The sequence below is a fragment of the Acidobacteriota bacterium genome, from assembly GCA_026393675.1.
Classification (GTDB): Bacteria; Acidobacteriota; Vicinamibacteria; order Vicinamibacterales; family JAKQTR01; genus JBAXOX01.
In genome coordinates this window covers 1-22,999 of sequence record JAPKZQ010000011.1, presented here as the reverse complement: position 1 = coordinate 22,999, position 22,999 = coordinate 1, and the positions used below count along the sequence as shown (strand labels likewise).

Sequence of the window (22,999 nt, the reverse complement as noted above, 5' to 3'; positions counted from 1 at the left end):
GAGCGTGTCCATGATGAGTCCGGCTCTGAATGCCGTCATCCCCGTCATCTGCGTGGTCCTGGCCGGCCTGACGTGCATGCTGGCCGAGGCGTTTCGCGAGCGCGGCGAGCGCCTGCCGATTGGCGGCCTCGGGATCATCGGCCTGGTGGGTGCGGCCATTTCGTCCGTCCTGCTGTGGGGCCGCCGGGCCGAGAGCTTCGGCGTGGTGGTGGCTGATGATTTCGGCCTGTTCGTCGGCCTCGTGCTGATCATCATCGGGATCCTGACCATCGCGTTTTCGTCCAGCCTCATCGAACGTGACAAACTCCCGCAGGGCGAGTACTACGCGCTGGTGCTGTTTGCGATCTCCGGGATGATGCTGATGGCGATTGCCACCGATCTCGTCATCATCTTCCTGGCGCTCGAAGTGTTCTCGCTGTCGATCTACGTGCTGACCGGTCTTCGGCGAGAATCGTTCGCATCGACGGAAGCCGCGTTCAAGTACTTTCTGCTCGGCGGTTTTTCGAGTGCGTTCTTCCTCTACGGCATCGCGTTCATGTACGGCATCGTGCACAGCACGCGGCTGGACCGCATTGGCGCCGCGATGGCCGCCCAGTCCGGCGCCGCAAGTCCGCTGGTGCTGGTCGCCATGGGGCTCTTGCTGGTCGGCTTCGCCTTCAAGGTCTCGGCTGTTCCGTTCCACATGTGGACGCCTGATGCCTACGAGGGGGCGCCAACCATCGTGACCGGCTTCATGTCCACCGCGGTCAAGGCGGCGGCCTTCGCCGCGTTCGCGCGCGTGTTCCTGTCGGCGCTCGAGCCGCTCCGCGCCGACTGGGTGCCGGTGGTCTGGGTGCTGGCCATCTGCACCATGATCCTGGGCACCGTGGTCGGCGTGGCCCAGACCAACGTCAAGCGCATGCTCGCCTATTCGAGCATCGCCCACGGCGGCTACCTGCTGGTGGCGCTGGTGGCCGGCAACAGCGCCGGCAAGGCCTCGATCCTGTTCTACGTGCTCGTGTACGCCATTACCAACCTCGGGGCGTTCGCGGTCATCGCGCTCCTCGGCACACGCGACAAGCCGGTCGAGCAACTCGACGACTACAAGGGGCTCTGGTATTCGCGCCCCATCGCGTCGTTCATGTTGACGGTCTTTCTGCTGTCGCTTGGAGGGTTCCCGCCGACCGCCGGATTCGTCGCCAAGTGGTACGTCTTTACCGCGGCCGTCACTGCAGGGGAGTACACCCTCGCCATCGTGGGCCTGCTGACCAGCGTGGTCTCGGTCTTCTTCTACCTGCGGGTCGTCGTGATGATGTACATGTCGGGCCGGGTGGAGGGCGAGGCGGCGCCGCCTCTGCCGCGGACCGCGTTGGCGGCACTGGTCGTCTCGGTCGCCGTGCTCTTCTATCTGGGCGTGCTGCCGACCCGTCTGTTGAATCTCGCGGCCTCATCAATCTCGACGATCTTCTAGACTCGCACGCCAGCGCGTGGCACTCCATCTTGCACTGATGTGTCACATCCACACGCACCGGGCGCGATTGGCGATCACGCACGTAGATGTTGACAACAGCTCCGTGTCGAAGGATCATCCCTGCGCGCAAACACCAACGACGGTAGGGGGGTGCTCCGCAGTGGAGCAGGCAGCGACTAGGAGGTCATGGTGCCAACCAAGTCACAGGGTACAGCTTTTGTCCTTTCGGCGTTGTTGGGGACGTTGGGAGTCGACCGCTTCTACCTCGGGTACGCCGGGCTGGGAGTGCTCAAGTTGCTGACATGCGGCGGACTTGGCATCTGGGCCGTTATCGACTTCGTGCGAATCGGGTTGGGCTCCATGCCGGACGCTGCAGGTGTCCCGCTGCTGCGTCCAGCGCCCGTCGGCAGGCCGGTGAAAACTCAGTCCGCCACATTCATTCTGGCCTGGCTGCTGGGTCCGTTTGGTGCCGACAGGTTTTACCTGGGCGAAACCGGCCTGGGCATCCTGAAGCTGATCACGTGCGGCGGGTTTGGCATCTGGGCGCTGGTCGACCTCATCATCACCGGGATGGGAGGCCGCATTGATGCCCAGGGTAACTCTCTCGTATTCTGAGGATCGGTGGGTCCGTCGATGAACGGCGAAGTGCGGGCGGGTCGCGTGCGAGGCCTGTTGGTCTTCGTCGTGAGCGCGTCGGTGTTGGCCGCCGCCGCCTTGGTGCCGCAGGTTGCTCAGGCTCCCGTCGTGTGCCTGTGGCGGCGGGTCACGTCGCTGCCCTGTCCTTCATGCGGCATGACACGCGCGTTTGTCGCGCTCGCCCATGGTCATTGGGACCAGGCCGTGGCGTTCAATGCCGCGGCTCCGCTGATCTACTTCACCGTCTGGGTCATCGCGGGACTCGCCTTGGCGGAGACGTGCCTCGCCCGTGATCTCCTCGCGCGGACGTGGCGGGCGAGTCGGCGCTACGTGATGGTGGCCATCTTGCCCCTGATGGCGACAGCATGGATCCTGGGACTCGTCCGACGATTCCCGATCTGATCTCACGAGCCGAATCCCCTGTCCTAATCGACGAGGAGGTTCCCCCGGGCGTCCTGGTTCATTGAGCCCGTGAGGATCAGGATACCTTCGACAAAACCCCAGATCGCGCCTAAGCCACAGGTAATGAGCGTCACGATGATTTGGAGGATACCGATTCCCACGAAGCCCAGATAGAAGCGATGCACGCCAAGCCCCCCGAGCAGGATGCCGAGGACACCTGCTGCCACTTTTGACTTGGCGCCGGCGCGCGGCCTCCCGATCAGACTCACGCCGCATTTCAGGCAGATGGCAGCGGCTGGTTGAGTTTCAGCGCCGCAGTGCTGGCAGAAGCGGTCCCCGGTTGCCGGAGCGCACCCGCACGAGATGCAGACAACCGCCTGCGCGGACAGTTCCTTTCCGCAGTGCCGACAGAACATGCGTTTCTCCATTGGGGGCAATTGCGAATGCCACCTTTCCACTCGATTGGGCACAGACCGTACACGGGAAGCATAGTGACGGCGTAGTCGACATACAAGCTCAGTTGTGAGCTACGTTGTGAGCAATCCAGCGACGATCGCGTCGTCTTCGTCGTCAAACACCGTGCGGAGGTCAAGGACGACCCGTTCGTTGTCGATGCGCCCGATGATCGGCGGATCGAGCTGGCGCAGGGCGGACTCGAGCGAGTCGGGCGACAGTGAGCGGTGTGTGAGCGCGAGCAGCCGCGTCGGAAGCGTCAGTCCTGGCGTGGTCCCACCGCCCACAGTCGATCGCCCGTCAATGATCTCGGTGTCGTAGTTGCCTGACACTCGGAGCGCGTCGGCCAGTCGCCGGGCGCGGCTCTCAATCTCCGCGGGCGTCCTGGTCAGCATGACGACGACGGGAATACTTTCACGTGCGCGGCCGGCGGCGTACTCGGTCAACGTGCCGGCCAGCGCGGCGTAGGTCAGCTTGTCGACACGCAGTGCCCGCATCAACGGATGTCTCCGGACGAGCTGCACAAGATCCCGGCGGCCGACAATGATCCCGGCCTGAGGGCCGCCAAGGAGCTTGTCGCCGCTGAAGCACAGCACGCCGATGCCCGCCGAGATGCTGGCCTGCACAGTCGGCTCGCCCCGAACGAGCGCCTCCAGGCCTGGCACGTCGTCGAGCCGCAGGCCGCCCAGGTCTGTCGCCGCGGCCAACCCGCCCAGGATATTGCCGCTACCCAGATCCTCGGCGACCGTGACGCCGCGCTCGCGGCCGATGGCGACCAGTTGCTCGAGTGACGGCTGCTCGGTGAACCCCTCGATCGTGAAGTTCGATCGATGCACGCGCAGGATGAGCGCGGTGCGGTCGGAGATGGCTGCCGCGTAATCCGACGCCCGGGTGCGGTTGGTCGTGCCGACCTCCCGCAGGAGGGCGCCCGATTGCGCCATCACCTCCGGCACGCGGAAGCCGCCGCCGATCTCCACCAGTTCGCCCCGCGACACGATGACCTCGCGGCCCGACGCGAGCGCGGCCAGCATCAGCAGAGTGGCGGCGGCGCAGTTGTTGACCACGACGGCCGACTCGGCGCCGGTCAATCGGCAGAGCAGTTGCTCGGCGTGTTGATCGCGGTGTCCGCGTTCGCCTCGCACCACGTCGTACTCCAGCGTCACGTACCGCTGGCCGGCGTCAGCCACGACGGCCAACGCAGCCGGCGAGAGAGGTGCACGCCCCAGGTTCGTGTGTACGATGACGCCCGTCGCGTTGATGACCCGACAAAGCGAGGGCTGGAACAGGAGGCGCAGACGCGCGCCGAGTCCGGCTTCGATCGCCTCGGCCGCAGCCGCCGGCGTGGTTGGCGCGGCACCCCGGCCCGGCGGGTTGGTGCCCATTCGCTGCCTGAGCGCGTCGGTTTCGGCCCGAAGGGCTTCCACCACGGCGCTGTGACCGAATTGCCGGACGAGCGCCTGCACTCCCGGCCGCTGGCGGAGCTGTTCGATGGATGGAATCACTCGGTAGTCGGGCATTGCTCCCACTCGCGCAGTCAGGATACCATCACCATGCAATTCAGTGAGCCGCAGCCGCGCCTCCTGCTGACGGGATCATCGATGGCCGACCGACCGGAGCATCCAGATCGTCAACCCCAGGAAGGGGAGATCGTCGCCGGCGAGACCCCTCGGTTCCGCCCTGGCGACAGATTCTGGCCGTACGCGCAGCTGGCCGAGGAACCATCAGACGAGGAGTTGGCGCGCCTCGACGCGGATCTCCAGGACGCGCTGATGGAGAATCCCCCTCGCCGGCCATTCTCCTACACCGTCGTGTTCGCGCCGTTTGACGCGCCGGAATATGAACAAGCCGTTGAGTTGGCCCGCGCCAGCAGCGACTATTTCGAGACTGGAGCCGGCGCGCGCCTCCGCCATCGGGCACGCTTCAGACCAGACCAGGTTGTCACGATGCATCGGCTGTGGGAACTGGTTGGCCCCAACACGGTCAGTGACGTGCTCGTGGACGACCGCCCGGTGCCGTATGCCCGCGAGCTGTGGCTGCCACTGCTCTGGTATCTGCTTCCACGTTAGTGCAAACTTCACCGCTCGATGTCGAATTCGGGCTGCTCGAGGCTGAGCTGCGCAAGCTCGAGTCCGAGTACAACATGTTCTTCGCCGGCCAGCTTCCGCGTCCGCCCTGGGAGACGCGTTCGAGCGTGCAGAGCGTGATCAAGCGCCTCGAACGGACGGTCCAGACCGAAGGCGTCTATGCGGAGCGCTTCCGCTTCCAGACGATTCAGGCCCGCTATGCCACGTTCGTGGATCTCTGGGACCGGGGTCTCAGAGCTCGCGAAGAAGGACGCCCCGGGCCGTTCGCCTTGCCCCGGCGCAGGGATACCGACACGTCCCGGCCGTCCGACGACCGCATCGTGCATGTGGCGCTGTTTGCCGAGCCGATGAAGGAATTGGACAAATTGCGCGAACTCTACGATCGGCTGACCGAGGTCCGACGTGAACTCGGCGAACCGCAGGTGCCGTTCCACAAGTTCGCCGGCTTGATCCGCGATCAGGTCAGGTCCATCCAGCAACGCGGCGCGCCAGAGGTGGCGTTTCGCGTGGCCGTGCGCGACGGGAAGATCTCGTTTACCGCCCGCGGGCTGAAGGGCGTGAAGCAGGATTGACCCGCCGAGTGGGTGGGGACGCGGGCCTTCTGAAAAAAAACGCCCGGGACGACATCGACGCCAGCCCCGGGCAATCCTCTGGGAAGCGGCACTAAATCTTGGTGACGTTACCGGCCTGAGGTCCCTTGGGGCCGTCGACAATTTCGAACTCAACGGCCATACCTTCTTCGAGAGAGCGGAACCCGTTGCCCTGGATGGCGGAGTAGTGGACGAAGACGTCGCTGCCGCCTTCACGCTCGATGAATCCATACCCCTTCGCGTTGTTGAACCACTTCACCTTGCCTGTGATGCGCATTCGTGCCCTGCCTTGCCTCTTGGCGGCGCTGTACGCACCGCACGTCTTACCGACCCCCAACGTCATGGACGTGGGGTAAAACAAGAACCGCTCGTGCGGCTTGCGGCGTTGGCCCGACAACGCCTTTTGCGAATGATACCGGCCGCTTTCAAGGGGTGTCAAGCGTACGGGCGGGCCCACGCGCCGGGTCGGCTTGGGTTAATCTTGAGGGGCCCTTTGGACCCCCAAGCCGCGAGGTCATTCCATGCGAGCGTTGATCAGCGTGTCGAACAAGTCTGGCGTCGTCGAGTTTGCCCGGGGCCTTACGGCCCGGGGATTCACCATCGTGTCGACCGGCGGGACAGCCAAAGCGCTTGCCGCTGCCGGAGTGCCGGTGGTCCAGGTGTCAGAGGTGACCGGGGCCCCGGAAATGATGGACGGCCGGGTCAAGACGCTCCATCCCGTCATCCATGGTGGCATCCTGGCGCGACGCGGGCACGCGGGAGATCGGGAAGCCCTGGCGAGATTTGGCATCGAGCCGATCGACTTGGTGGTCGTCAATCTCTATCCGTTCCGCGAGACGGCGGCCAACCCCTCGACGCCGTTCGACCACCTGATAGAGGATATCGATATCGGCGGGCCATCGATGATTCGCGGTGCGGCGAAGAACTTCCGCGATGTGCTGGTGGTGGTGTCGCCGGCGGACTACAGCCGCGTGCTGGACGCGCTTGACGCGTCGGAAGGCGCCAGCCTCGAACTTCGTCTGGAACTCGCGCAGAAGGCGTTCGCCCACACCGCCGACTACGATACCGCGATCGCCAACGAGCTCGAAGCCGTGGCGGTCGCCGCCGGCGGCTACACGCGCACGCCGAAGCGCGATACCCTCGGGTCGCGCCTGTACGTGGCGATACGCAAACTGCGCACGCTGCGCTACGGAGAGAATCCGCATCAGCCCGGGGCGTGGTACGTGCCCGGCGATCTGACCGACGCCGATATTCCTGCCGTGCTGCAAGGCAAGGAACTCTCGTTCACGAATTTGCTCGATGTGGATGCGGCCTGCCGCATTGCCACCGAGTTCACCGAACCGGCGGCCGTGGTCATCAAGCACACCAACCCCTGCGGGGCGGCAACCGGAGCGACGCTCGCTGAGGCGTACGTCCGAGCCAGGGACGCTGATACGCTCTCCGCGTTCGGGGGCATCGTGGGCTGCAACCGCGAGGTCGACGAGGCCACCGCGCAGGCCATTGCATCCACGTTCATCGAGGCCGTGATTGCGCCGGCCGTGTCGGACGCCGCCCTCGCGGTGCTCGCCGCCAGGAAGAACCTCCGCGTGGTCGTGGCGCCAGTCGCTTTCGGGATGGCTGCCTCGCGTGGGCGCGGGATTGGACATCTGGACATGCGGACCGCGCTTGGCGGCGTGCTGGTTCAGGAGCAGGACCGGGTTGTTGAAGCGCGCGATCCCTGGCCCGCGTCTGGCGGCCCGGAGGTCGTCACGAAACGCGCGCCAACCGGGGCCGAATGGCGAGCGCTGCGTTTCGCCTGGCGCGTGTGCGCTCACGTCAAGTCGAACACCGTCATCTTCACCGGCGAGGATCGGACGCTGGCGGTTGGCGCGGGCCAGATGAGTCGCGTCGATGCGGTGAGAGTGGCGACACTGAAAGCCAGCGTCTCCGGCGTGTCGCTTCAGGGGTCGGTCGCTGCTTCCGACGCGTTTTTCCCGTTCCGGGACGGGCTCGACGCGGTGGTCTCGGCAGGAGCCACGGCGATTGTTCAACCGGGTGGGTCGGTCAAAGACGCCGAGGTGATCGCGGCCGCCGATGAACACGGGATCGCGATGGTGTTCACCCGGAGACGGCATTTCCGGCACTAGAACGAGCCGAGCAGCTCCGCCGGCGTCACGGTGGCGGCGCCGAAGTGGCCGACGACAATCGCGGCCGCGTGGTTGGCCAATTGGGCCGCCTCGCCGCGCGTTGCCCCGGCGGCCAGACTGAGTGCGAGCGCCGCAATCACCGTGTCTCCGGCGCCGGTGACATCGGCGACCTCGCGCGCCACGGCCGGGAAGTGCAGGTCACCAGACGGATCGACCAGCGACATACCCTGTTCGCCTCGCGTGATGAGTACACTCAGGCAGTGCGCGCGTTCCATGAACACGTACCCCGCGCGCCGGGCATCCTCGTCCGACCGGATGCGCATGTGCGTCGCCACCTCGGCCTCGTTGTGGTTGGGCGTGACCAGCGTGGCGCCCGCGTAGTAGTCGATGTGCGGAATCTTGGGATCGACCAGCACGGGGACGTTCCGCATCCGCGCCAGCTCGACAAGCCTTGACATCAGCCCGCGTGTGACAACACCTTTCAGGTAGTCGGACACCACGACGACCCTGGCGTGCTCGAGGTGCTGGTCGACACGGGCCATCAGCGCCTGTTCGATCGCAGGCCCTGCCTCGGCGTCATTTTCGTAATCGACGCGAGCCACGTGCTGGTTTCGCGTCGTGACGATGCGCTGCTTGGTGGTGGTGCGTCGCGTCTTGTCGCCGACGAGCCCGTCGCATCCGATGTGACGGGCGAGAAGTTCGTCGCGCAGCACGTCGGCGTCGCGGTCCTCACCGATCAAGCCGACCAGTTCGACCGCACCCGCCAACGCGCGCACGTTGTTCGCGACGTTGCCTGCGCCTCCAATCCCGTACTCGTCGTGGTCGTACTCGACCACTGGGACCGGCGCTTCGGGAGAGATGCGGCTGACGCGGCCGACGACGAAGTGATCGAGCATCACGTCGCCGACAATCAGCACGGACGCATCAGCAAAGCGAGCCACCAGTTCGTTGGCGCGGGCGGCTGACAAGGCAGAGGTCATCACGATGAGCACACTCCGGCTAGGATCTCGGGGAATCGGCGGATTTCGAGCAACGCGGTCGTTCGGCGGCGAACGGCAGCGTCAGGAGCACGAGAAAGAACATCAGGAAAATCGACGCACCGAAGTTATGTTCGAACATCCCGGCGCCGAGCATCCCGGCGATGGCGCCGAGCCCTGTCGCGGCGAGGACCTTCGAGCGGCCGCGGCGCAGGATCGCGACGAGGCCGAGCGCGGCGCTCCCGACGAACCAGAGCCATGCCCCGAGGGCGAGCAGGCCGCGTTCCGCTGCGATTTGCATCGGCACGTTGTGCAGGTGCGGATTGATGCGCTCGACGGCTTCGGGATCCCTGAAGCGGACGTACACGCGTTCCACCATATTCGGGCCCATCCCGGTCAGCGGGCTGGCGGCCACCATACGAGCGCCTTCGCGCAGCATCGCGACGCGGTCCCGATTGGTGGGATCGTTCAAGTCGAACATCGAGTACATGCGCTGCGTCACCTGGGGCGGAGCCAGCGCGAAGAATACCGCCAGCAGGATGGGCAGCGCGCCGACCAGGCGGAAGTCCTTCATCAGCAAGAGCACCGCCAGTGCCACGCTCGTGCCCACCCAGGCGCTGCGCGTGAAGGTCAGCGCAAGCGCGACCAGCAGCGCCGGCAGCACGACGGCCGACCACGTGCGGTCGCGCGTGTCGAACAGGACGCGGGCGGCTGCCGCGGTGGTCACCAGCATCAGCAGTCCTGAATACTGCATGTAGTGACCCATCGTGCCGTGCGGGCGCTGGCCGAGGTTGTTGTAGTGCAGGATGCCGTACTGCATGACGCCGTACACGGCACTGGCCGCCCCGAGCGTGATGGCGATCGTGACGGCGGTGCGCGCGCGGCCTGCGCGGGCGATTTCATAGGTGGCCGGGACGACCGCGAACAACAGCAACTGCTTGCAGTCGACGATGCTGGTCGCCGGCTCGACCGAGAAGACCGCCGACACCAGCGTCAGCACGGCGTAGGCGACGAGCGGCCAGAAGAACGGTGGCGCATCGATTCGGGCGCGGCCCCTGACGAGCATCGCGATCCAGCAGACCGCCATCGCGGCGACCAGCACTTCAGCCGCGAAAATCGACCACTGGAGTGCTCCGACAAACCCGTAGAGCGACCAGACGGCCACCTGTTCAAGACGCACGCGCTTCATACGATTCCGTTCGAGGCTCTCCGGATCCGCTCTCGCGCCATCGCGCGCTCGGCGGCGGCCACCACGGCTGCCGGGCTGATCCCCCGCAGGCAACGGAAGTCGCCCGGTTCGCAGGTGCGTTGGTCGCACGGGCGACAGGGCAACTGTCCCACATCCACAATCTCGGTGACCAGCGCCGGATCGCGCCACGGGCCCCAGACCGACGCGGTTGTTGGACCGTAGATCACCACCATCGGTACCGCGGTCGTGGCGGCGATGTGCGCCGGGCCGCTGTCGCCACCGACAAACAGGGCTGCCCGGCCGACGAGGCTCCGCACCTCCGACAGATCGAGATCGCACGCGACGGTCAGCGACACGCTGCTGGCTCCGAGTGTCGAGGCCAGGTGCCTGACCGTCTCGGCCCGTTCGGACTGCGCGGCGCCGGTGGTGAGGATGATACGCCGATTCGGCCGCGCGGTGGCCAGCGCCGCCACGACTTCGGCAAACGACTGCTCAGGCCAGCGCCGGAACTCGTTGCCCGCACCGACGTGGATGACAACAAGTTCGGCATCGGGACCGATCCCCAGCCCCCTCAGTTTGGCATCAATCCGCGCGGAGGCTGGCGCCTGCTCCGGCATCTCGACCGGATCGGAGGCCCGTGTCAGTAGCGGTGCGCCGGGCACCACCGATTCGAGCAAGTCCCACTGGTTGTGCACCGAATGCCGCTCGCGGTGTCCACGCTGGCGCGCCACTTGCTGCGTGTACATCCACCCGCGGCCCGCGACGGCGTAGCCGATCCTCACGGGCGCGCCGGTGGCGAGCGCGAGCCACGAACTCCGGGGACCGCCGTGGAAATCGATGACCATGTCGAACCGCTCGCGCCGCAGGCGCAGGCCGAGCGCCACGTCGGTGCGCCATCGCGCGAGTCCCGACAGGAGGGGAGCCACGACGACGGCATCAAGGTGTGGGTTGGCCTCGACCACGGGCGCGGCCTGCGGCTCGACGAGGTAGGTCAGCCTCGCCTTTGGATACGCCCGGCGCAGCGTCCTGACAACCGGGGTCGTCAGCACAACGTCCCCGATCAGGCGCAGGCGAATCAACAGGATCTTCAGATGGGCTGCCTCACGACCGGCTGGACTGGCCGTCGATCGTGGCCTCATCAATCAGCATGACTGGGATGTCGTCCTTGACGGGATAGACTCTCCCGCACGCCTGGCACTTGAGACCCGCGCCGTCGTTGACCGGCACCACGGGTGACGTCTTGCAGGCGGGGCACACCAAAATCTCCAGCAATTCCGGATTGACAGGCATCAGGATTCCTCCTCAATTAGCTCCTGCCACTATAACAGACGGGCTGCTAGCTCGTGCTGACAGGTACGCACGGAGTATGAAAGAATCGATCCGTGATTCATCTGATTGTGAGCGTAGCACTTGGCGCGGTCCAGCCGGCGGCATTTGCCGAACGGTTCGACCTCCTCCAGCAGGCATCCCAGCCCGCGAAACAGGCGCCGGCGAAGTCGGCATCTGCAGGCGCGGCGAAAGCCGATGATGCGATCGCCGACGCGTACTACCAGTTCATGACGGGACGCCGCCTCGCATCGGATGGCGAAAACGAAGCGGCGATCAAGGCCTTGCGCCGCGCGATGGCGTTGGATCCGACCTCCTCGCAGATTGCGTCCGAGTTGGCGGAGCTCTACGCCAGGCAGGGGCAGACGAAGGAGGCCGTTGAACTGGCCGATGCGGCCTTGAAGCTCGATAGCGACAACCGGGACGCGCATCGATTGCTCGGCATGCTCTACGCCGATCTGGCGGAGCATGGCTCGGCCGGTGGCGCCGGCACGGCGGACGCGTCGGCCTGGCAACACGCCGTCGACCATCTCGAGCAGGCGCTTGGCGACACCCAGACGGACATGACGGTCGGCATTCGCCTGACATTGGGCCGCATGTACCTCCAGCACCAGAACTATGACAAGGCCATTGGCACGTTGAAGCAGTTGCTGGCGGACAACCCCTGGCTTCCGCAGGGCGTCGCGTTGCTGGCCGAGACGTACACGACGGCCGGAAAGCAGAGCGAGGCCATCGCGCTGCTCAAGGATGCCGTCGAGGAGGAGCCGTCCTTCTACGGTGTGCTCGGCGACGCGTACGACAAGCAGCAGCGTTTTGCTGAAGCCGCATCGGCGTACGAGAAGGCCTCCGACGAGAATCCACGTGATGCCGATCTGAAGATCAAGTGGGCGGCCGCGCTGCTGAATCGGTCAGAGACCGCCGGCGCTGAGCGGGCCCGCGATCTGCTGCTCGACGTCACGAAAACGAATCCGAATGCCAGCTGGCCGCTATACCTGCTGGCCCGGGCGCAGCGGTTGCTCCAGGATCTGGACGGAGCCGAGGCCACGGCCCGCCGGATCATGGCCATCAACCCGAGCAGTACATCAGGGGCGCATGCCCTCGCGCAGGTCTTCGAGTCGCGCAGGCAGTACACGAAGATCGTCGAGACGCTCGAACCCGTCGCGAGCACGCCGCAGAAGGGTCGCGAGGCCGACGGGGTGCTGCTGTTGACGCACCTGGGTTTTGCCTATCTCGAGCTTGGCCGGGGCCAGGAGGCTGCCGGAGCGTTTGAGCGCGCGATCCAGATAAACCCAGGCGACGGTGCCCTCAAGACCTATTACGCGCAGGCGCTTGTGCTGGCCAAACAGTACGACCGCGCCATCACGTTGCTCCATGAATTGCGCACTGGCCGGTCCGACGACCTCAGACTGGCCCGACTAGAGGCGGACGCGCTGCGGGGCCAGGGAAAGTTTGACGCCGGCGTTGCGGTGCTTCGGCCTCTGGCGGACGCGACCGGTGCAGGCCCGACCGGCGCGCAGGCGTTGTCGGAGTTTTACGCGTCCGACCACCGCTATGCCGATGCCGCGGCGCTGCTGAAGACCGTTCAGGCAAAGTTCCCGAAGGATCTCAATATCCAGTTCCAGTACGGAGTCATGCTGGAGCGCCTCAAGAAATACGAGGAGGCAGAGCGGATATTCCGACAGGTCATTGCCGCCGACGCCAACCATGCGCCGGCGCTCAACTACCTCGGCTATACGCTGCTCGAGCGGGGCCAGCGTGTCCCCGAGGCGCTGGACTTCATCAAGCGGGCCGTCACGCTCGATCCCTACAACGGGTCATACCTCGACAGCCTGGGCTGGGCCCACTTCAAGCTGCACCAGTTGGATCTGGCGGAGGCGAGCCTCCGCACCGCCGCTGAGCAGTTGGTGAGGGATTCGGTCGTTCAGGATCACTTCGGCGACGTGCTGGCCGCAAAAGGCCGCTTTGCTGAGGCTGTAGCGGCCTGGCGCCGCTCGCTCTCTGGCGACGGCGAGGTGATCGATCGCGCGAAGGTCGAACGCAAGATCCGCGACGCGCAGCCCAAGGTCGGCAAGGAGTGACCCTCTGATGCGCGCCCGGGTCGCGGCCGTGGCCCTGACCGTTCTGACAGCGGCGTGTGCCACGATGCCATTGCGGGTCCCGGACGGGCCGTCACGGCCTCTGGCGGCATCCGACGCAGTGCCGATCTTTGTTCAGGCCTCCACAGTCTGCCGTGGTGTCCGCACATTGACGGCCGAGATTGGTCTGTCGGGTCGCGTCGGGTCTCGGAAACTCAGGGGGCGTGTGCTGGCTGGACTTGAACGATCCGGTTCGCTTCGGCTCGAGGCGCCGGCGCCGTTTGGCGCGCCCGTCTTCATTCTCGCGGCTCGGGCCAACCGGTCCGTCCTCTGGTTCCCACGCGACAAACGGGTACTGAGAGACGCGGCGGTTGCCGACGTGCTCGAAGCGCTGACGGGCATGCGTCGGCATGCCGACGACCTGCTGGCGTTGCTGACCGGATGCCTGGTGTCCGAGCCGCAGGCGGAGGCGACGGAGGCGAGACGCTTCGAATCGGGCTGGATGGCGGTGCCGCTCTCGGGTGGAGCCGAAGCCTTCATGCGCAGTGAGGGGCAGCAGTGGCGGATTGTCGGAGGCCGGTCCTCGGGCGGCGGCGATGATCGGGCGACCACGTCGTGGACGGTCGCCTACGACGAATTCGCGGCAGGCTTTCCTGGACGTGTGCGGGTGTCGCAGGCCTCCACAACAGACGTGACGTTCCGCGTGTCGCAGATCGAGGCCAATGTGGCGATCGATCCTGCCGCCTTCTCACTCACTGTCCCGGCAGACGCCGTGCCGATGTCATTGGACGAGCTCCGCCAGATGGGACCACTGGCCGACCGAGGTCCGGAACGATAAACGAAGGAAGGTCGGTCTGCAGAGTTGGCGGGACACCCCCTGGGATCGCCGGGCTCCAGCCCGGCTCCTGAATCCGTCCTGTCGGTCGTGGTGTTGATTCAGCAATGGAGTCATCAATGGGCGCATCCACGCGTCTTCGTGTTCGCGCGCATGCCAAGATCAATCTGACGTTGCACGTGCGTCGCACGCGCGATGACGGCTACCACGAACTGGAGACGGTCTTTCAATCGCTGGCCTTACACGACGTCCTGACGTGTTGGCTGCGCCCGGGACCGTTCAGCATTCGCTGCGATGATCCCGACGTCCCCACTGACGAGCACAACCTGATTTGGCGCGCCGCGCAGCGGCTCTGGGAGAGACTCGGGCGCCAGGGATCGGTTCGGGGCGTCGAGATCGTGCTCGGCAAGCAGATCCCGATGCGGGCCGGCCTTGGAGGAGGGAGCGCCGACGCGGCAGCGGCGCTGACCGCACTCTCCCGTGTGTGGGCGGCGGAGAGGCGTGTCGATCTGGCAGCAGCGGCGGCCCAGATTGGCGCAGACGTGCCGTACTTCCTGATGGGCGGAACCGCCCTGGGCCTGTCGCGTGGTGACGACCTCTATCCGTTGCCGGACCTGCCGCCGTACCACGTTGTGCTTGGACTCCCCGCATTTGGAGTGTCGACCGTCGACGCGTACGGGTGGTTTGATCGAGATGGCGCCGGTGCGAGCCGGACTCGTGTCGCGGGTGTGGCTGGGATTCCCGCCTGGCCAGGCCGCCGGCTCATCGTCGCCAACGATTTGGAAGCCCCGGTCGTCGCCCGCCATCCCGAAATCGGTACCCTCCGCGACACGCTGGTCAGGGGCGGCGCCCGCGCAGCCGCGATGACCGGCAGCGGATCGGCGGTTTTCGGTCTGTTTGAGACCGAAGCCCGCGCCCAGGCGGCCGCCCATCGCGTGGCCGCCGCCGGCTTCGTGGCGCTACTGACAAAGACGATTGGCCGGAATTCACTGAGGCGGAGCAAGCAGAACTGAAGAAGATGGTAGAACGCGAAGATCAGATGCCAATAGCGGGCGGGGGCACACATGAAGAACGAGCTGAACATGATCTACTGGAAGGCGGGGAGGTTCTGGCTGGGGAAACTCAAAGAGCACCCGGAGATCATGACCCAGGGCAAGACGCTGAACGAACTCGAAGAGAACATCCGTGATGCGTACAGGATGATGGTGATGGATGACGTGCCGTATGCCAGCGGTGGCTAGGCTGAAGGGGGAGTCTGTTGCCTCGAAAAGTGCGGGAGCTGATTCGCGACCTCGAGCAGGCAGGTTTCTCCGAACGGGGCGGCAAGGGAAGTCACCGCAATTTTGTCCATCCGCGCGTGACGAAAACAGTGACCCTGTCTGGACAACTCGGTGACGACGCTTTGCAGTATCAGGAAAGAGCGGTACGATTGGCCATTGAGGACTCGAAGCGATGAGCAAGGGCGATCGGTACGTCAAACTCGTGGAGTGGTCCGACGAAGACACCTGCTTTATCGGCAGTTGCCCGGAGTTGTTCTATGGCGGGTGCCACGGAACTGACGCAAGATCCGTGTTCGCCGAATTGTGCGAGATCATCGAGGATTCGATCCAGTTGTACGAACGTGAGGGGAGAACCCTGCCGCCGCCCATGTCCGGACGCGAGTTCGTGAACGCCTTGCAGCGGATTGCCTGACCGCTGCTTCACCCAGTCCCCCAGTTGCCTCCGATTTTCGTCGTGATCAGAACGCGATCGTTCCCGAAGTGGGACGATTCTGTCGTCAAAGTGATACAGAGAATTCGTGACCGTCGACGACCTTCTGTGTCCTCCCCTGTCACGAGGCTTTGGTAATCTTCTCGAACTTGGACGATTCGCCTTGCACCTGACGATTCCGAGCACGAGAAGGTTGTGTACGGCGGGGCGCGATGTCTCGCGTTGAGTTGGCCGAGGGCCCGGACAAGGGCGGCGAAGGCGTACGCGTAGTTGAGCGCGTTCCCAACCCAACTGAGTCGAAGCAGCGGCCAGCGACGGGCTCCTCAGGGGCGGCGCCCGCGCAGCCGCGATGACTGGCAGCGGATCGGCGATTTTCGGCCTGTTCGACAGCGAAATTCCCGCGCGCCGCGCCGCGCGCGCCCTGGCCGCCGCCGGTTTCGTGGCGTTCGTCACGAGGACCGTCGACCGGAGGACCTGCCTCCGGGGGCCGCGGACGGCCATGACGGGTGCTTCGCGCTAACCCTTGTGCCAACCGGCGCCCATCGTATACACTTTTTGTTCGCGTCATCACCGCTGCGCCACGCCTAGCGGTTCACTCCTTGCCACGCGGTCGCGATCAAGACCCCTGACGCCGGGAAGGTGTCAGCCGACGCGGACCGGGAGACGCAGGACCGATGCGTGAGGTGCGGTGGTGCGCGGCGAGTCGGGGCGAGTCGGGATATTGGGGCGTCGCCAAGCTGGTAAGGCACGGGACTTTGGATCCCGCATCCGAAGGTTCGAATCCTTCCGCCCCAGCCAGCCTGGTTGACCGGGAAGCGCGAAGCCGAGAGGCCATGCCGAGATGAAAATCTTTTCGGGCAGTGCGCATCCCGAACTCACTCGGGAAATTGCGGAGTTTCTTGGCCTTCCGGTTGGCCAGGCCAAGCTCCGGCGATTCCCGGACACGGAAGTGTCGTTCCAGATCGACGAGAACATCCGCGGCACGGATGTCTTCGTGGTGCAGCCGACGTCGCCACCGGTTGACGAGCACATCATGGAACTGCTCGTCATGATCGACGCGTTCCGCCGCTCGTCGGCGGCCCGCATTACGGCGGTGATTCCGTACTACGGCTACGCGCGGCAGGACCGCAAGGACAAGCCGCGGGTGCCGATCTCGGCGAAACTGGTCGCGAACATCCTGGGCGCTGCCGGGACGAATCGCGTGCTGACGATGGATCTGCACAAGGCGCAGATTCAGGGGTTCTTTGACATCCCGGTGGATCACCTGTTCGCCGCTCCGGTGATCATCGACCACCTGTCGCGCCAGGCGTTTCCGAACCTGACGATCGTGTCCCCGGATGCGGGCGGAGCCGAACGGGCGCGGGCGTATGGCAAGCGCCTGGGTGCGGACCTGGCGATTATCGACAAACGCCGGTCGCCTGATGACGGGCATGCGGAGGTGATGAACGTGGTCGGCGATGTGAAGGGCCGGACGTGCATCATCCAGGACGACATCGTGGATACGGCCGGTACAATGCAGAACGCGGCGCAGGCGCTGATCGCCAACGGCGCGGAGCGGGTGTGGGCGTGCGCGGTGCATGGGTTGTTTTCGGGCCCCGCGATACAGCGGATCGAACAGTCGGCGATTGAGAAGTTCGTCGTCACCAACACGATCCCGATCGCGGACGGCACGGCGAAGTGCGACAAGATCGTGACGCTGTCGGTGGCGCGGCTGCTCGGCCAGGCCATCCGCAGCATTCACGAGGAGACGTCGGTGTCATCGTTGTTTGTGTAGTTGGGGCTGGAACCAGCAGCGGGCGCCCGGGTGGGCCCGTGTGGCGCGAGAAGCAAGGATTGAAGGTATGGAAGCCAGACTGGAAGCAGTAAAGCGAGAGTCGTTCGGCAAGAATGAGGCGCGTCGCCTGCGGGTCACCGGCCGCATCCCGGCTGTGCTGTACGGCGGTGTGTCGGCGGACGGGAAGCGTCAGACCACCTCGATCGCGGTGGACCCGAAGGTGCTGTCCGGCATTCTGCACTCCGATTCGGGCGTGAACACCTTGATTGGGCTCAAGGTCGGCGACGAGGACGTGCGGGTGCTCGTCAGGGAGTACCAGCTCGATCCGGTCACCCACAAGCTGTTGCATGCGGATTTCTACCGCCTTGCGATGGACAAGCTCCTGACCGTCACCGTGCCCGTGATCTGCAAGGGCGAGCCGAAGGGCGTCAAGCAGCAGGGCGGCCTGCTCGACATCGTGCACCGCGACGTCGAGGTCGTGTGCCTGCCGGCCGACATTCCCGAGCACATTGAGATTGATGTGACCGAGTTGATGCTCGGCCAGGCCATTCGTCTGAAGGACGTGGCGACCCATCCGAAGTGGACACCGGTGAGCGATCCCGACATCATGCTCGTTCACGTGGTCGCGCCGCGCCTGGTTGTCGAGCCGACCCCGACTGACGCGGCGGTTGCGGCCGCGACGCCGGCGGCTCCGGCCGAGCCCGAGGTCATCAAGAAGGGCAAGGTCGAGAAGGAAGAGAAGGAGTAGTCGCGGCGTCTTCGAGCCGCACGCCTGCTGTGAAGCTGATCGTCGGTCTTGGCAATCCGGGGCGAAGCTACCACGGGACACGGCACAACGTCGGGTTCGCCGTCGCCGACGAATTGGCGCGCCGGCAGGAGGTGGCCTTCGAGCATGGCCGCGCCAACGCGCTGGCGGCCCGCGTCGGGACGGGCGCCGCGACGCTGCTCTTCGTCAAGCCGCTCACGATGATGAACCTGAGCGGCGAGGCGGTGGGCGGGCTGGCGCACTTCTACAAGATCGACCCGTCGGACATCATCGCGGTGGCCGACGACGTCAATCTGCCGCTGGGGCGATTGCGCCTGCGCGGCAGTGGATCGGCGGGCGGACACAACGGGTTCCGCTCGATCATCGCGTGCCTGGGTTCGGACATGTTCCCACGGCTGCGCGTGGGTGTGGGGCGCGGCGATCCGCGCCGGGATCTGGCGGACCATGTGCTCGCGCGGTTCGATCCGGATGAGGCAGAAGAAGTCGAGCGAGCGATTGCCCGGGCTGCCGACGCGGTGGAAACGTTCCTCGCGGAGGGCATCGAGGCGGCCATGAACCGGTTCAACCGGGCGGAAGACTCCGCCCCCTAACTCCTTGCCATCACACCGAAGCCCGCAGGGGCGGAGGCGGATGGCCATTCTGGCCAGAAGGAGCCGCATGAGTCAGAAGAGACTGTACGAACTGATCTACATCGTGTCGCCCGACGCGACCGAGCAGACGATCACCGAACTGCATACGCAGGTCGAATCGATCGTCACCCGGCTGCAGGGCGAGATGGTGAGAACCGAGAACTGGGGACGCCGGCGCCTGGCGTACCGCATCGGCAAGCACCGCGAGGGCACATACGTGCTCGAGGTGTTCAACGGCACCGGCGAACTCACGAAGGAACTGGACCGCCGGCTCAAGGTCACCGACAACGTCATCCGGCACCTGCTCGTGCGGGTCGACGAAGATCTCAAGGTTGCGGAGCGCGACCGGGCCCGGCGCCAGGTGGAAGTCGATCGCCGAGTGGCGAAGGGATTGCCGCCGCTTGGTCAGGGCCGGCGCCGGACCGGTGATGACGACGACAACGACCGGGCGGAGGTATAGCGATGGCTGACGAACGAGGATCTCGACACACGTCCGGCCCGAAGGGCCGTGGCGCTTCGCGGGGCGGCGAGAAGGGCGGCCCGCGCCGCTCGATGTTCCGCCGCCGCAAGGTCTGCAAGTTCTGCACGGACAAGATCGATCACATCGATTACAAGGACGTGAAGATGTTGCAGCCATTTATTCCCGAGCGCGCGAAGATCATTCCGCGCCGGATCTCCGGTGTGTGCGCCATGCACCAGCGCAAGTTGCAGACGGCCATCAAACGGGCGCGGCTTCTGGCCATGCTGCCCTACGTGACGGATTAGGTGGGTCGCCATGGAAGTCATTCTTCGTGAACACGTCGAGAATCTGGGTCGCCGCGGCGAGGTCGTGAAGGTCGCCGACGGCTACGCCCGCAACTTCCTGCTGCCGCGCAAGCTCGCCTTGCTGGCCAACCAGGCCAACATGAAGATCGTGGAGCGGCAGCGGAAGATTGGCGAGGTGAAGGAACTGGCCGAGCGGTCGGCCGCCGAAGCCTACGCTGTCCGCCTGACGCATGCCGATGTCGTCATCGCTCGCCGCGTCGGCGAGAACGAGACGCTTTACGGGTCGGTCACCGCGGCCGACATCGGCGACGACCTCAAGGCCAAGGGATTCGAGGTGGATAAGCGCAAGATCCAACTGGAGGAGCCGCTCAAGCAGTTGGGCGAGTTCACCGTGCCGATCAAGCTCCACAGCGACGTCGTGGCGCAGTTGCGCGTCCGCGTGGCGGCGCTCGAAGAGCCGAAGGAGTAACCCGAACACACCATGGCCGATCCCGCTGCCGATCGCCCGCTCCCGCACAACCTGGAAGCCGAGCGCGCGGTGCTGGGCGCCATTCTGCTCAACGCCGAAGCCATCCACCAGGCGGTCGAGTACATCAGGGATGTCGACTTCTTCCGCGATGCGCACCGGCGCATGTTCGCGAAGATGCTGGGCCTGATGGAACGCGGTCAGGCCATCGATTTCATCACGCTCAAAGAGGAACTGGGGCGCACCGGCGAACTGGACCAGGTGGGCGGGCCCGCGTACATCAGTTCGCTGGTCGACGGCCTCCCGCACGGCATCAACGTCGGCGAGTACGCGCGCATCGTCAAGCAGAAGGCGACGCTGCGCGAGTTGATTCACACCGCCAATCGTGTCCTGGTCGCCGCGTATGCGGCCGAAGAGGACGCCGAGACGGTGATCGACGAGGCCGAGCGCGACATCTTCAAGATCGCCGAGGGCTCCATCCACGGCGGGTTCGTCGCGATGCGCGACCTCGCCAACGCGAGCTTCGCGGCGGTGGAGCAGGCGCACGCGAGAAAACAGCTCATCACGGGCGTGCCCACCGGCTTCAAGGAACTCGACGAGATGATGGCCGGGCTCCAGCCGTCAGACCTGATCATCGTGGCTGGGAGGCCGTCGATGGGCAAGACGAGCCTGGTGCTCAACATCGCGCAGTATGTCGGGACGAAGAAGGCGATGACGGTCGGCTTCTTCAGCCTGGAAATGTCGAAGGAGCAGCTCTTCCTGCGCATGCTCACCTCGGAAGCGGCTATTGACGGCCACCGTCTGCGAACCGGATTCCTGGGCGAGCGCGACTGGCCGAAGCTGACCGACGCGATGTCGACGCTGACCCAGGCGCAGATCTTCATCGACGACACCGCGTCGATCGGTGTCCTGGAGATGCGCGCCAAAGCGCGGCGCCTCAAGGCGGAGCACGGTCTTGACCTGATCATCATCGACTACATCCAGCTGATGCAGGGGCGCGGCCGTTTCGAGAACCGCGTCACTGAACTGGCGTCGATCTCGAGAGGGTTGAAGGGGCTGGCGAAGGAACTCAACGTGCCGGTGGTCGTACTGTCGCAGTTGAGCCGGGCGCCGGAAAATCGTCCGAACAGGCGGCCCCAGTTATCGGACCTCAGGGAATCCGGAGCCCTCGAGCAGGATGCCGACGTCGTCATCATGATTTACCGCGAAGACATGTATGAGGCGACCGAGGAGAACCAGGGTGTGGCCGAACTCATCATGGCCAAGCAGCGGAATGGCCCGACCGGTTCGGTGAAGCTCGCCTTCATTCGCGAGTACACGCGGTTCGAAAACCTCGAGTGGAAACCGAACTCGTGATCCGCTCCACGGTCGCGCGCATCGACCTCGACGCCCTGATCCACAACTTCCGGACCATCCGCGGGTACCTGGCCACTGCGCGTGTTGGCACGCCAACACGCATTGGCACAACCACTCCGGGAGTGATTGGCGTCGTCAAGGCCAACGCCTACGGGCACGGCGCCGCCGCCGTCGCGCTGGCCCTCGAGCAGGCCGGCGCCGACATGGTCGCGTGCGCGGACATCGAAGAGGCCATCCTGTTGCGCGAGGCCGGCCTGCGCTGCCGCGTGCTCGTGTTCGGCGCGCTCAGCCTCAGCGCGCTCGACGGCATCTTCGATCACGATCTGACGCCCACGCTCTCGTCGCCCATGGCCGCGCGCGCCGTGCAGTCGGCGGCCGAGCGACGCGGCGTCCGCGTCCGGTGCCACCTGAAGATCGACACCGGAATGAACAGACTCGGCTTCCGGCACGACAATCTCGATCGAACCATGCCGGCCATCGCGGCTGCGGCCAATCTCGAGATCGAAGCGGTGTATACGCACTTCGCGACCGCCGATTCGCCGGGCGATGAGTGGTTTGCCCAGCAGCAGGCACGCTTCGACGCGGCGCGCGCCCGCCTCGCGGCCCACCGGATCAGGCCGCGCCTGGTCCACGCAGCCAACAGCGCGGCGACGTTGTCGGCGCCGGGCACCTGGTTCGATCTGGTCCGTCCCGGATTGCTCATGTACGGGGTTTCACCCGGCGGTCTGGAGCATGGCCTGACGCTGAAGCCGGTGATGAGCCTCCACAGCCGGGTCGTCGCCGTCAAAGGCGTTCGCCGCGGGGAGATCACCGGCTACGGCGGGCGATTCACGGCCGATCGTCCGACGACGATCGCGATTGTCCCGGCCGGGTATGCCGACGGACTCGACGCACGGCTCGCGGGGCGCGGACACGTGCTCATCCGGGGCCGCCTGGCGCCGATCGTCGGATCGGTCTGCATGGACATGATCCTGGTCGATGTGACTGGAACCGTGGTCGAACCCGGCGACGCGGTGACCATCATCGGTCAGCAGGGCGAAGGGTCGATCGGTGTCGCCGAGATGGCGCGCGCGATCGGCACCATTCCCTATGAATTGCTGTGCCGCGTCGGTACGCGGATCGAGCGGATCTATAATCGGGAGAGTCAAAGCAGATAGTTGTCCACAGCTTGGGGACGGGTTAGCGTCGGCCCATTGCCGCAAATCGCACCGAAGAAACACGTGGATGGTGTTTCTTGAGAGAGCAATTTCCTGGGAACGCCGGGCTCCAGCCCGGCCACGCTGGAGCGTGGCGATCCGTGCGCCTGTAAGTGTGCCATGACCCGAGAGGTGCAAGTCCTCTCCAGGCAAACGCTCTCCGGCCTGAAGCCGACGATTACTGCGCCGCCGCG

The 22,999-nt window shown here is 65.5% G+C and carries 27 protein-coding genes, 1 tRNA gene and 1 pseudogene; 22 read left to right on the top strand and 7 right to left on the bottom strand.

The window, feature by feature from the left end; genetic code table 11:
• Positions 1-10 precede the first annotated feature (10 nt).
• From NT151_03970 to NT151_03960, 3 genes are all read left to right on the top strand, one after another.
• Positions 11-1,450 carry an NADH-quinone oxidoreductase subunit N gene (locus NT151_03970; GenBank protein ID MCX6538079.1) on the top strand — a complete coding sequence of 480 codons (1,440 nt, stop codon included), beginning with the start codon at positions 11-13 and terminating at the stop codon, positions 1,448-1,450.
• Positions 1,451-1,636: 186 nt separating this feature from the next.
• Positions 1,637-2,065 carry a TM2 domain-containing protein gene (locus tag NT151_03965; protein MCX6538078.1) on the top strand — a complete coding sequence of 143 codons (429 nt, stop codon included), beginning with the start codon at positions 1,637-1,639 and terminating at the stop codon, positions 2,063-2,065.
• Positions 2,066-2,083: 18 nt separating this feature from the next.
• Positions 2,084-2,488 (top strand): DUF2752 domain-containing protein, encoded by a 405-nt coding sequence (locus NT151_03960; protein ID MCX6538077.1) that lies wholly within the window; start codon positions 2,084-2,086, stop codon positions 2,486-2,488.
• A 23-nt stretch (positions 2,489-2,511) separates the two neighbouring features.
• Here the strand turns inward: NT151_03960 and NT151_03955 are convergent, their stop codons facing one another.
• Together NT151_03955 and selA are read right to left on the bottom strand one after the other, a co-directional pair.
• Positions 2,512-2,916 carry a TM2 domain-containing protein gene (locus NT151_03955; GenBank protein ID MCX6538076.1) on the bottom strand — a complete coding sequence of 135 codons (405 nt, stop codon included), beginning with the start codon at positions 2,914-2,916 and terminating at the stop codon, positions 2,512-2,514.
• Positions 2,917-3,015: 99 nt separating this feature from the next.
• Complete coding sequence (selA, locus tag NT151_03950; protein ID MCX6538075.1) at positions 3,016-4,458, bottom strand: L-seryl-tRNA(Sec) selenium transferase; 1,443 nt, start codon at positions 4,456-4,458, stop codon at positions 3,016-3,018.
• A 33-nt stretch (positions 4,459-4,491) separates the two neighbouring features.
• Between selA and NT151_03945 the strand changes: the two genes are divergently transcribed.
• Both NT151_03945 and NT151_03940 read left to right on the top strand, forming a co-directional pair.
• Entirely contained in the window at positions 4,492-5,007 is a 516-nt protein-coding gene (locus tag NT151_03945; protein ID MCX6538074.1) for a hypothetical protein, read from the top strand.
• The gene (locus NT151_03940) at positions 5,007-5,597 is read left to right on the top strand and encodes a hypothetical protein (protein MCX6538073.1); all 591 of its coding nucleotides are present in this window, start codon (positions 5,007-5,009) and stop codon (positions 5,595-5,597) included. The genes NT151_03945 and NT151_03940 overlap by 1 nt, the downstream gene beginning before the upstream one ends.
• A gap of 91 nt (positions 5,598-5,688) precedes the next feature.
• On the opposite strand, the gene NT151_03935 is transcribed toward NT151_03940, so the two are convergent.
• Positions 5,689-5,892, bottom strand: coding sequence for a cold shock domain-containing protein (locus tag NT151_03935; protein MCX6538072.1), 204 nt, complete (start codon positions 5,890-5,892; stop codon positions 5,689-5,691).
• Positions 5,893-6,136: 244 nt separating this feature from the next.
• On the opposite strand from NT151_03935, the gene purH reads away from it, so the two are divergent.
• A complete protein-coding gene (gene purH, locus NT151_03930) occupies positions 6,137-7,741 on the top strand; it encodes a bifunctional phosphoribosylaminoimidazolecarboxamide formyltransferase/IMP cyclohydrolase (GenBank protein MCX6538071.1) in 1,605 nt (534 codons plus the stop codon).
• Here the strand turns inward: purH and rfaE1 are convergent.
• From rfaE1 to NT151_03910, 4 genes are read right to left on the bottom strand one after another with little or no spacing between them, the layout of a single operon-like run.
• The gene (rfaE1, locus tag NT151_03925) at positions 7,738-8,721 is read right to left on the bottom strand and encodes a D-glycero-beta-D-manno-heptose-7-phosphate kinase (protein ID MCX6538070.1); all 984 of its coding nucleotides are present in this window, start codon (positions 8,719-8,721) and stop codon (positions 7,738-7,740) included. The two genes, purH and rfaE1, sit on opposite strands and share 4 nt — an antisense overlap.
• Positions 8,722-8,740: 19 nt before the next feature.
• Positions 8,741-9,907 (bottom strand): O-antigen ligase family protein, encoded by a 1,167-nt coding sequence (locus NT151_03920; protein ID MCX6538069.1) that lies wholly within the window; start codon positions 9,905-9,907, stop codon positions 8,741-8,743.
• On the bottom strand, positions 9,904-10,986 hold the full coding sequence (locus tag NT151_03915; protein ID MCX6538068.1) for a glycosyltransferase family 9 protein: 1,083 nt from the start codon (positions 10,984-10,986) through the stop codon (positions 9,904-9,906). The genes NT151_03920 and NT151_03915 overlap by 4 nt, the downstream gene beginning before the upstream one ends.
• Before the next feature lie 22 nt (positions 10,987-11,008).
• Positions 11,009-11,197 carry a Trm112 family protein gene (locus tag NT151_03910; GenBank protein MCX6538067.1) on the bottom strand — a complete coding sequence of 63 codons (189 nt, stop codon included), beginning with the start codon at positions 11,195-11,197 and terminating at the stop codon, positions 11,009-11,011.
• A 92-nt stretch (positions 11,198-11,289) separates the two neighbouring features.
• Between NT151_03910 and NT151_03905 the strand changes: the two genes are divergently transcribed.
• The 16 genes and pseudogenes from NT151_03905 to alr all read left to right on the top strand — a co-directional run bounded on the left by NT151_03905 (position 11,290) and on the right by alr (position 22,766).
• Positions 11,290-13,311 (top strand): tetratricopeptide repeat protein, encoded by a 2,022-nt coding sequence (locus tag NT151_03905; GenBank protein ID MCX6538066.1) that lies wholly within the window; start codon positions 11,290-11,292, stop codon positions 13,309-13,311.
• Between the two features lie 7 nt (positions 13,312-13,318).
• Positions 13,319-14,146, top strand: a complete 828-nt coding sequence (locus NT151_03900; GenBank protein ID MCX6538065.1) for a hypothetical protein — start codon at positions 13,319-13,321, stop codon at positions 14,144-14,146.
• A 116-nt stretch (positions 14,147-14,262) separates the two neighbouring features.
• Entirely contained in the window at positions 14,263-15,156 is an 894-nt protein-coding gene (gene ispE, locus NT151_03895) for a 4-(cytidine 5'-diphospho)-2-C-methyl-D-erythritol kinase (GenBank protein ID MCX6538064.1), read from the top strand.
• A 51-nt stretch (positions 15,157-15,207) separates the two neighbouring features.
• A complete protein-coding gene (locus tag NT151_03890; GenBank protein ID MCX6538063.1) occupies positions 15,208-15,384 on the top strand; it encodes a type II toxin-antitoxin system HicB family antitoxin in 177 nt (58 codons plus the stop codon).
• A 17-nt stretch (positions 15,385-15,401) separates the two neighbouring features.
• Positions 15,402-15,599, top strand: a complete 198-nt coding sequence (locus NT151_03885; GenBank protein ID MCX6538062.1) for a type II toxin-antitoxin system HicA family toxin — start codon at positions 15,402-15,404, stop codon at positions 15,597-15,599.
• On the top strand, positions 15,596-15,835 hold the full coding sequence (locus tag NT151_03880; protein MCX6538061.1) for a hypothetical protein: 240 nt from the start codon (positions 15,596-15,598) through the stop codon (positions 15,833-15,835). The genes NT151_03885 and NT151_03880 overlap by 4 nt, the downstream gene beginning before the upstream one ends.
• A gap of 343 nt (positions 15,836-16,178) precedes the next feature.
• Positions 16,179-16,373 (top strand): annotated as a pseudogene (locus NT151_03875) (hypothetical protein).
• Between the two features lie 202 nt (positions 16,374-16,575).
• Positions 16,576-16,651 (top strand) — tRNA-Gln (locus NT151_03870).
• Between the two features lie 43 nt (positions 16,652-16,694).
• Positions 16,695-17,627, top strand: a complete 933-nt coding sequence (locus tag NT151_03865) for a ribose-phosphate pyrophosphokinase (GenBank protein MCX6538060.1) — start codon at positions 16,695-16,697, stop codon at positions 17,625-17,627.
• A 67-nt stretch (positions 17,628-17,694) separates the two neighbouring features.
• Positions 17,695-18,375 (top strand): 50S ribosomal protein L25, encoded by a 681-nt coding sequence (locus tag NT151_03860; protein ID MCX6538059.1) that lies wholly within the window; start codon positions 17,695-17,697, stop codon positions 18,373-18,375.
• Positions 18,376-18,404: 29 nt separating this feature from the next.
• Positions 18,405-18,983: an aminoacyl-tRNA hydrolase gene (gene pth, locus NT151_03855; GenBank protein ID MCX6538058.1), complete on the top strand. Its 579-nt coding sequence runs from the start codon at positions 18,405-18,407 to the stop codon at positions 18,981-18,983.
• A 67-nt stretch (positions 18,984-19,050) separates the two neighbouring features.
• Positions 19,051-19,482 carry a 30S ribosomal protein S6 gene (gene rpsF / locus NT151_03850; protein MCX6538057.1) on the top strand — a complete coding sequence of 144 codons (432 nt, stop codon included), beginning with the start codon at positions 19,051-19,053 and terminating at the stop codon, positions 19,480-19,482.
• Between the two features lie 2 nt (positions 19,483-19,484).
• Positions 19,485-19,787 carry a 30S ribosomal protein S18 gene (gene rpsR, locus NT151_03845; protein MCX6538056.1) on the top strand — a complete coding sequence of 101 codons (303 nt, stop codon included), beginning with the start codon at positions 19,485-19,487 and terminating at the stop codon, positions 19,785-19,787.
• Between the two features lie 10 nt (positions 19,788-19,797).
• Entirely contained in the window at positions 19,798-20,256 is a 459-nt protein-coding gene (rplI, locus tag NT151_03840) for a 50S ribosomal protein L9 (GenBank protein MCX6538055.1), read from the top strand.
• A gap of 12 nt (positions 20,257-20,268) precedes the next feature.
• Entirely contained in the window at positions 20,269-21,609 is a 1,341-nt protein-coding gene (dnaB, locus tag NT151_03835) for a replicative DNA helicase (protein MCX6538054.1), read from the top strand.
• Positions 21,606-22,766, top strand: a complete 1,161-nt coding sequence (alr, locus tag NT151_03830; protein MCX6538053.1) for an alanine racemase — start codon at positions 21,606-21,608, stop codon at positions 22,764-22,766. The genes dnaB and alr overlap by 4 nt, the downstream gene beginning before the upstream one ends.
• Positions 22,767-22,999: the final 233 nt, after the last annotated feature.

Bases quoted from the DNA above. Each gene is read 5' to 3' on its own strand.
- NT151_03900 (MCX6538065.1), top strand. From the start codon at position 13,319: ATGCGCGCCCGGGTCGCGGCCGTGGCCCTGACCGTTCTGACAGCGGCG.
- rfaE1 (MCX6538070.1), bottom strand. From the start codon at position 8,721: ATGACCTCTGCCTTGTCAGCCGCCCGCGCCAACGAACTGGTGGCTCGC.
- NT151_03910 (MCX6538067.1), bottom strand. From the start codon at position 11,197: ATGCCTGTCAATCCGGAATTGCTGGAGATTTTGGTGTGCCCCGCCTGC.
- NT151_03965 (MCX6538078.1), top strand. From the start codon at position 1,637: ATGGTGCCAACCAAGTCACAGGGTACAGCTTTTGTCCTTTCGGCGTTG.
- NT151_03960 (MCX6538077.1), top strand. From the start codon at position 2,084: ATGAACGGCGAAGTGCGGGCGGGTCGCGTGCGAGGCCTGTTGGTCTTC.
- NT151_03880 (MCX6538061.1), top strand. From the start codon at position 15,596: ATGAGCAAGGGCGATCGGTACGTCAAACTCGTGGAGTGGTCCGACGAA.
- NT151_03865 (MCX6538060.1), top strand. From the start codon at position 16,695: ATGAAAATCTTTTCGGGCAGTGCGCATCCCGAACTCACTCGGGAAATT.
- ispE (MCX6538064.1), top strand. From the start codon at position 14,263: ATGGGCGCATCCACGCGTCTTCGTGTTCGCGCGCATGCCAAGATCAAT.
- NT151_03920 (MCX6538069.1), bottom strand. From the start codon at position 9,907: ATGAAGCGCGTGCGTCTTGAACAGGTGGCCGTCTGGTCGCTCTACGGG.
- rpsF (MCX6538057.1), top strand. From the start codon at position 19,051: ATGAGTCAGAAGAGACTGTACGAACTGATCTACATCGTGTCGCCCGAC.
- rpsR (MCX6538056.1), top strand. From the start codon at position 19,485: ATGGCTGACGAACGAGGATCTCGACACACGTCCGGCCCGAAGGGCCGT.
- purH (MCX6538071.1), top strand. From the start codon at position 6,137: ATGCGAGCGTTGATCAGCGTGTCGAACAAGTCTGGCGTCGTCGAGTTT.
- NT151_03955 (MCX6538076.1), bottom strand. From the start codon at position 2,916: ATGGAGAAACGCATGTTCTGTCGGCACTGCGGAAAGGAACTGTCCGCG.
- NT151_03860 (MCX6538059.1), top strand. From the start codon at position 17,695: ATGGAAGCCAGACTGGAAGCAGTAAAGCGAGAGTCGTTCGGCAAGAAT.
- NT151_03970 (MCX6538079.1), top strand. From the start codon at position 11: ATGATGAGTCCGGCTCTGAATGCCGTCATCCCCGTCATCTGCGTGGTC.
- selA (MCX6538075.1), bottom strand. From the start codon at position 4,458: ATGCCCGACTACCGAGTGATTCCATCCATCGAACAGCTCCGCCAGCGG.
- rplI (MCX6538055.1), top strand. From the start codon at position 19,798: ATGGAAGTCATTCTTCGTGAACACGTCGAGAATCTGGGTCGCCGCGGC.
- dnaB (MCX6538054.1), top strand. From the start codon at position 20,269: ATGGCCGATCCCGCTGCCGATCGCCCGCTCCCGCACAACCTGGAAGCC.
- NT151_03890 (MCX6538063.1), top strand. From the start codon at position 15,208: ATGAAGAACGAGCTGAACATGATCTACTGGAAGGCGGGGAGGTTCTGG.
- NT151_03935 (MCX6538072.1), bottom strand. From the start codon at position 5,892: ATGCGCATCACAGGCAAGGTGAAGTGGTTCAACAACGCGAAGGGGTAT.
- NT151_03945 (MCX6538074.1), top strand. From the start codon at position 4,492: ATGCAATTCAGTGAGCCGCAGCCGCGCCTCCTGCTGACGGGATCATCG.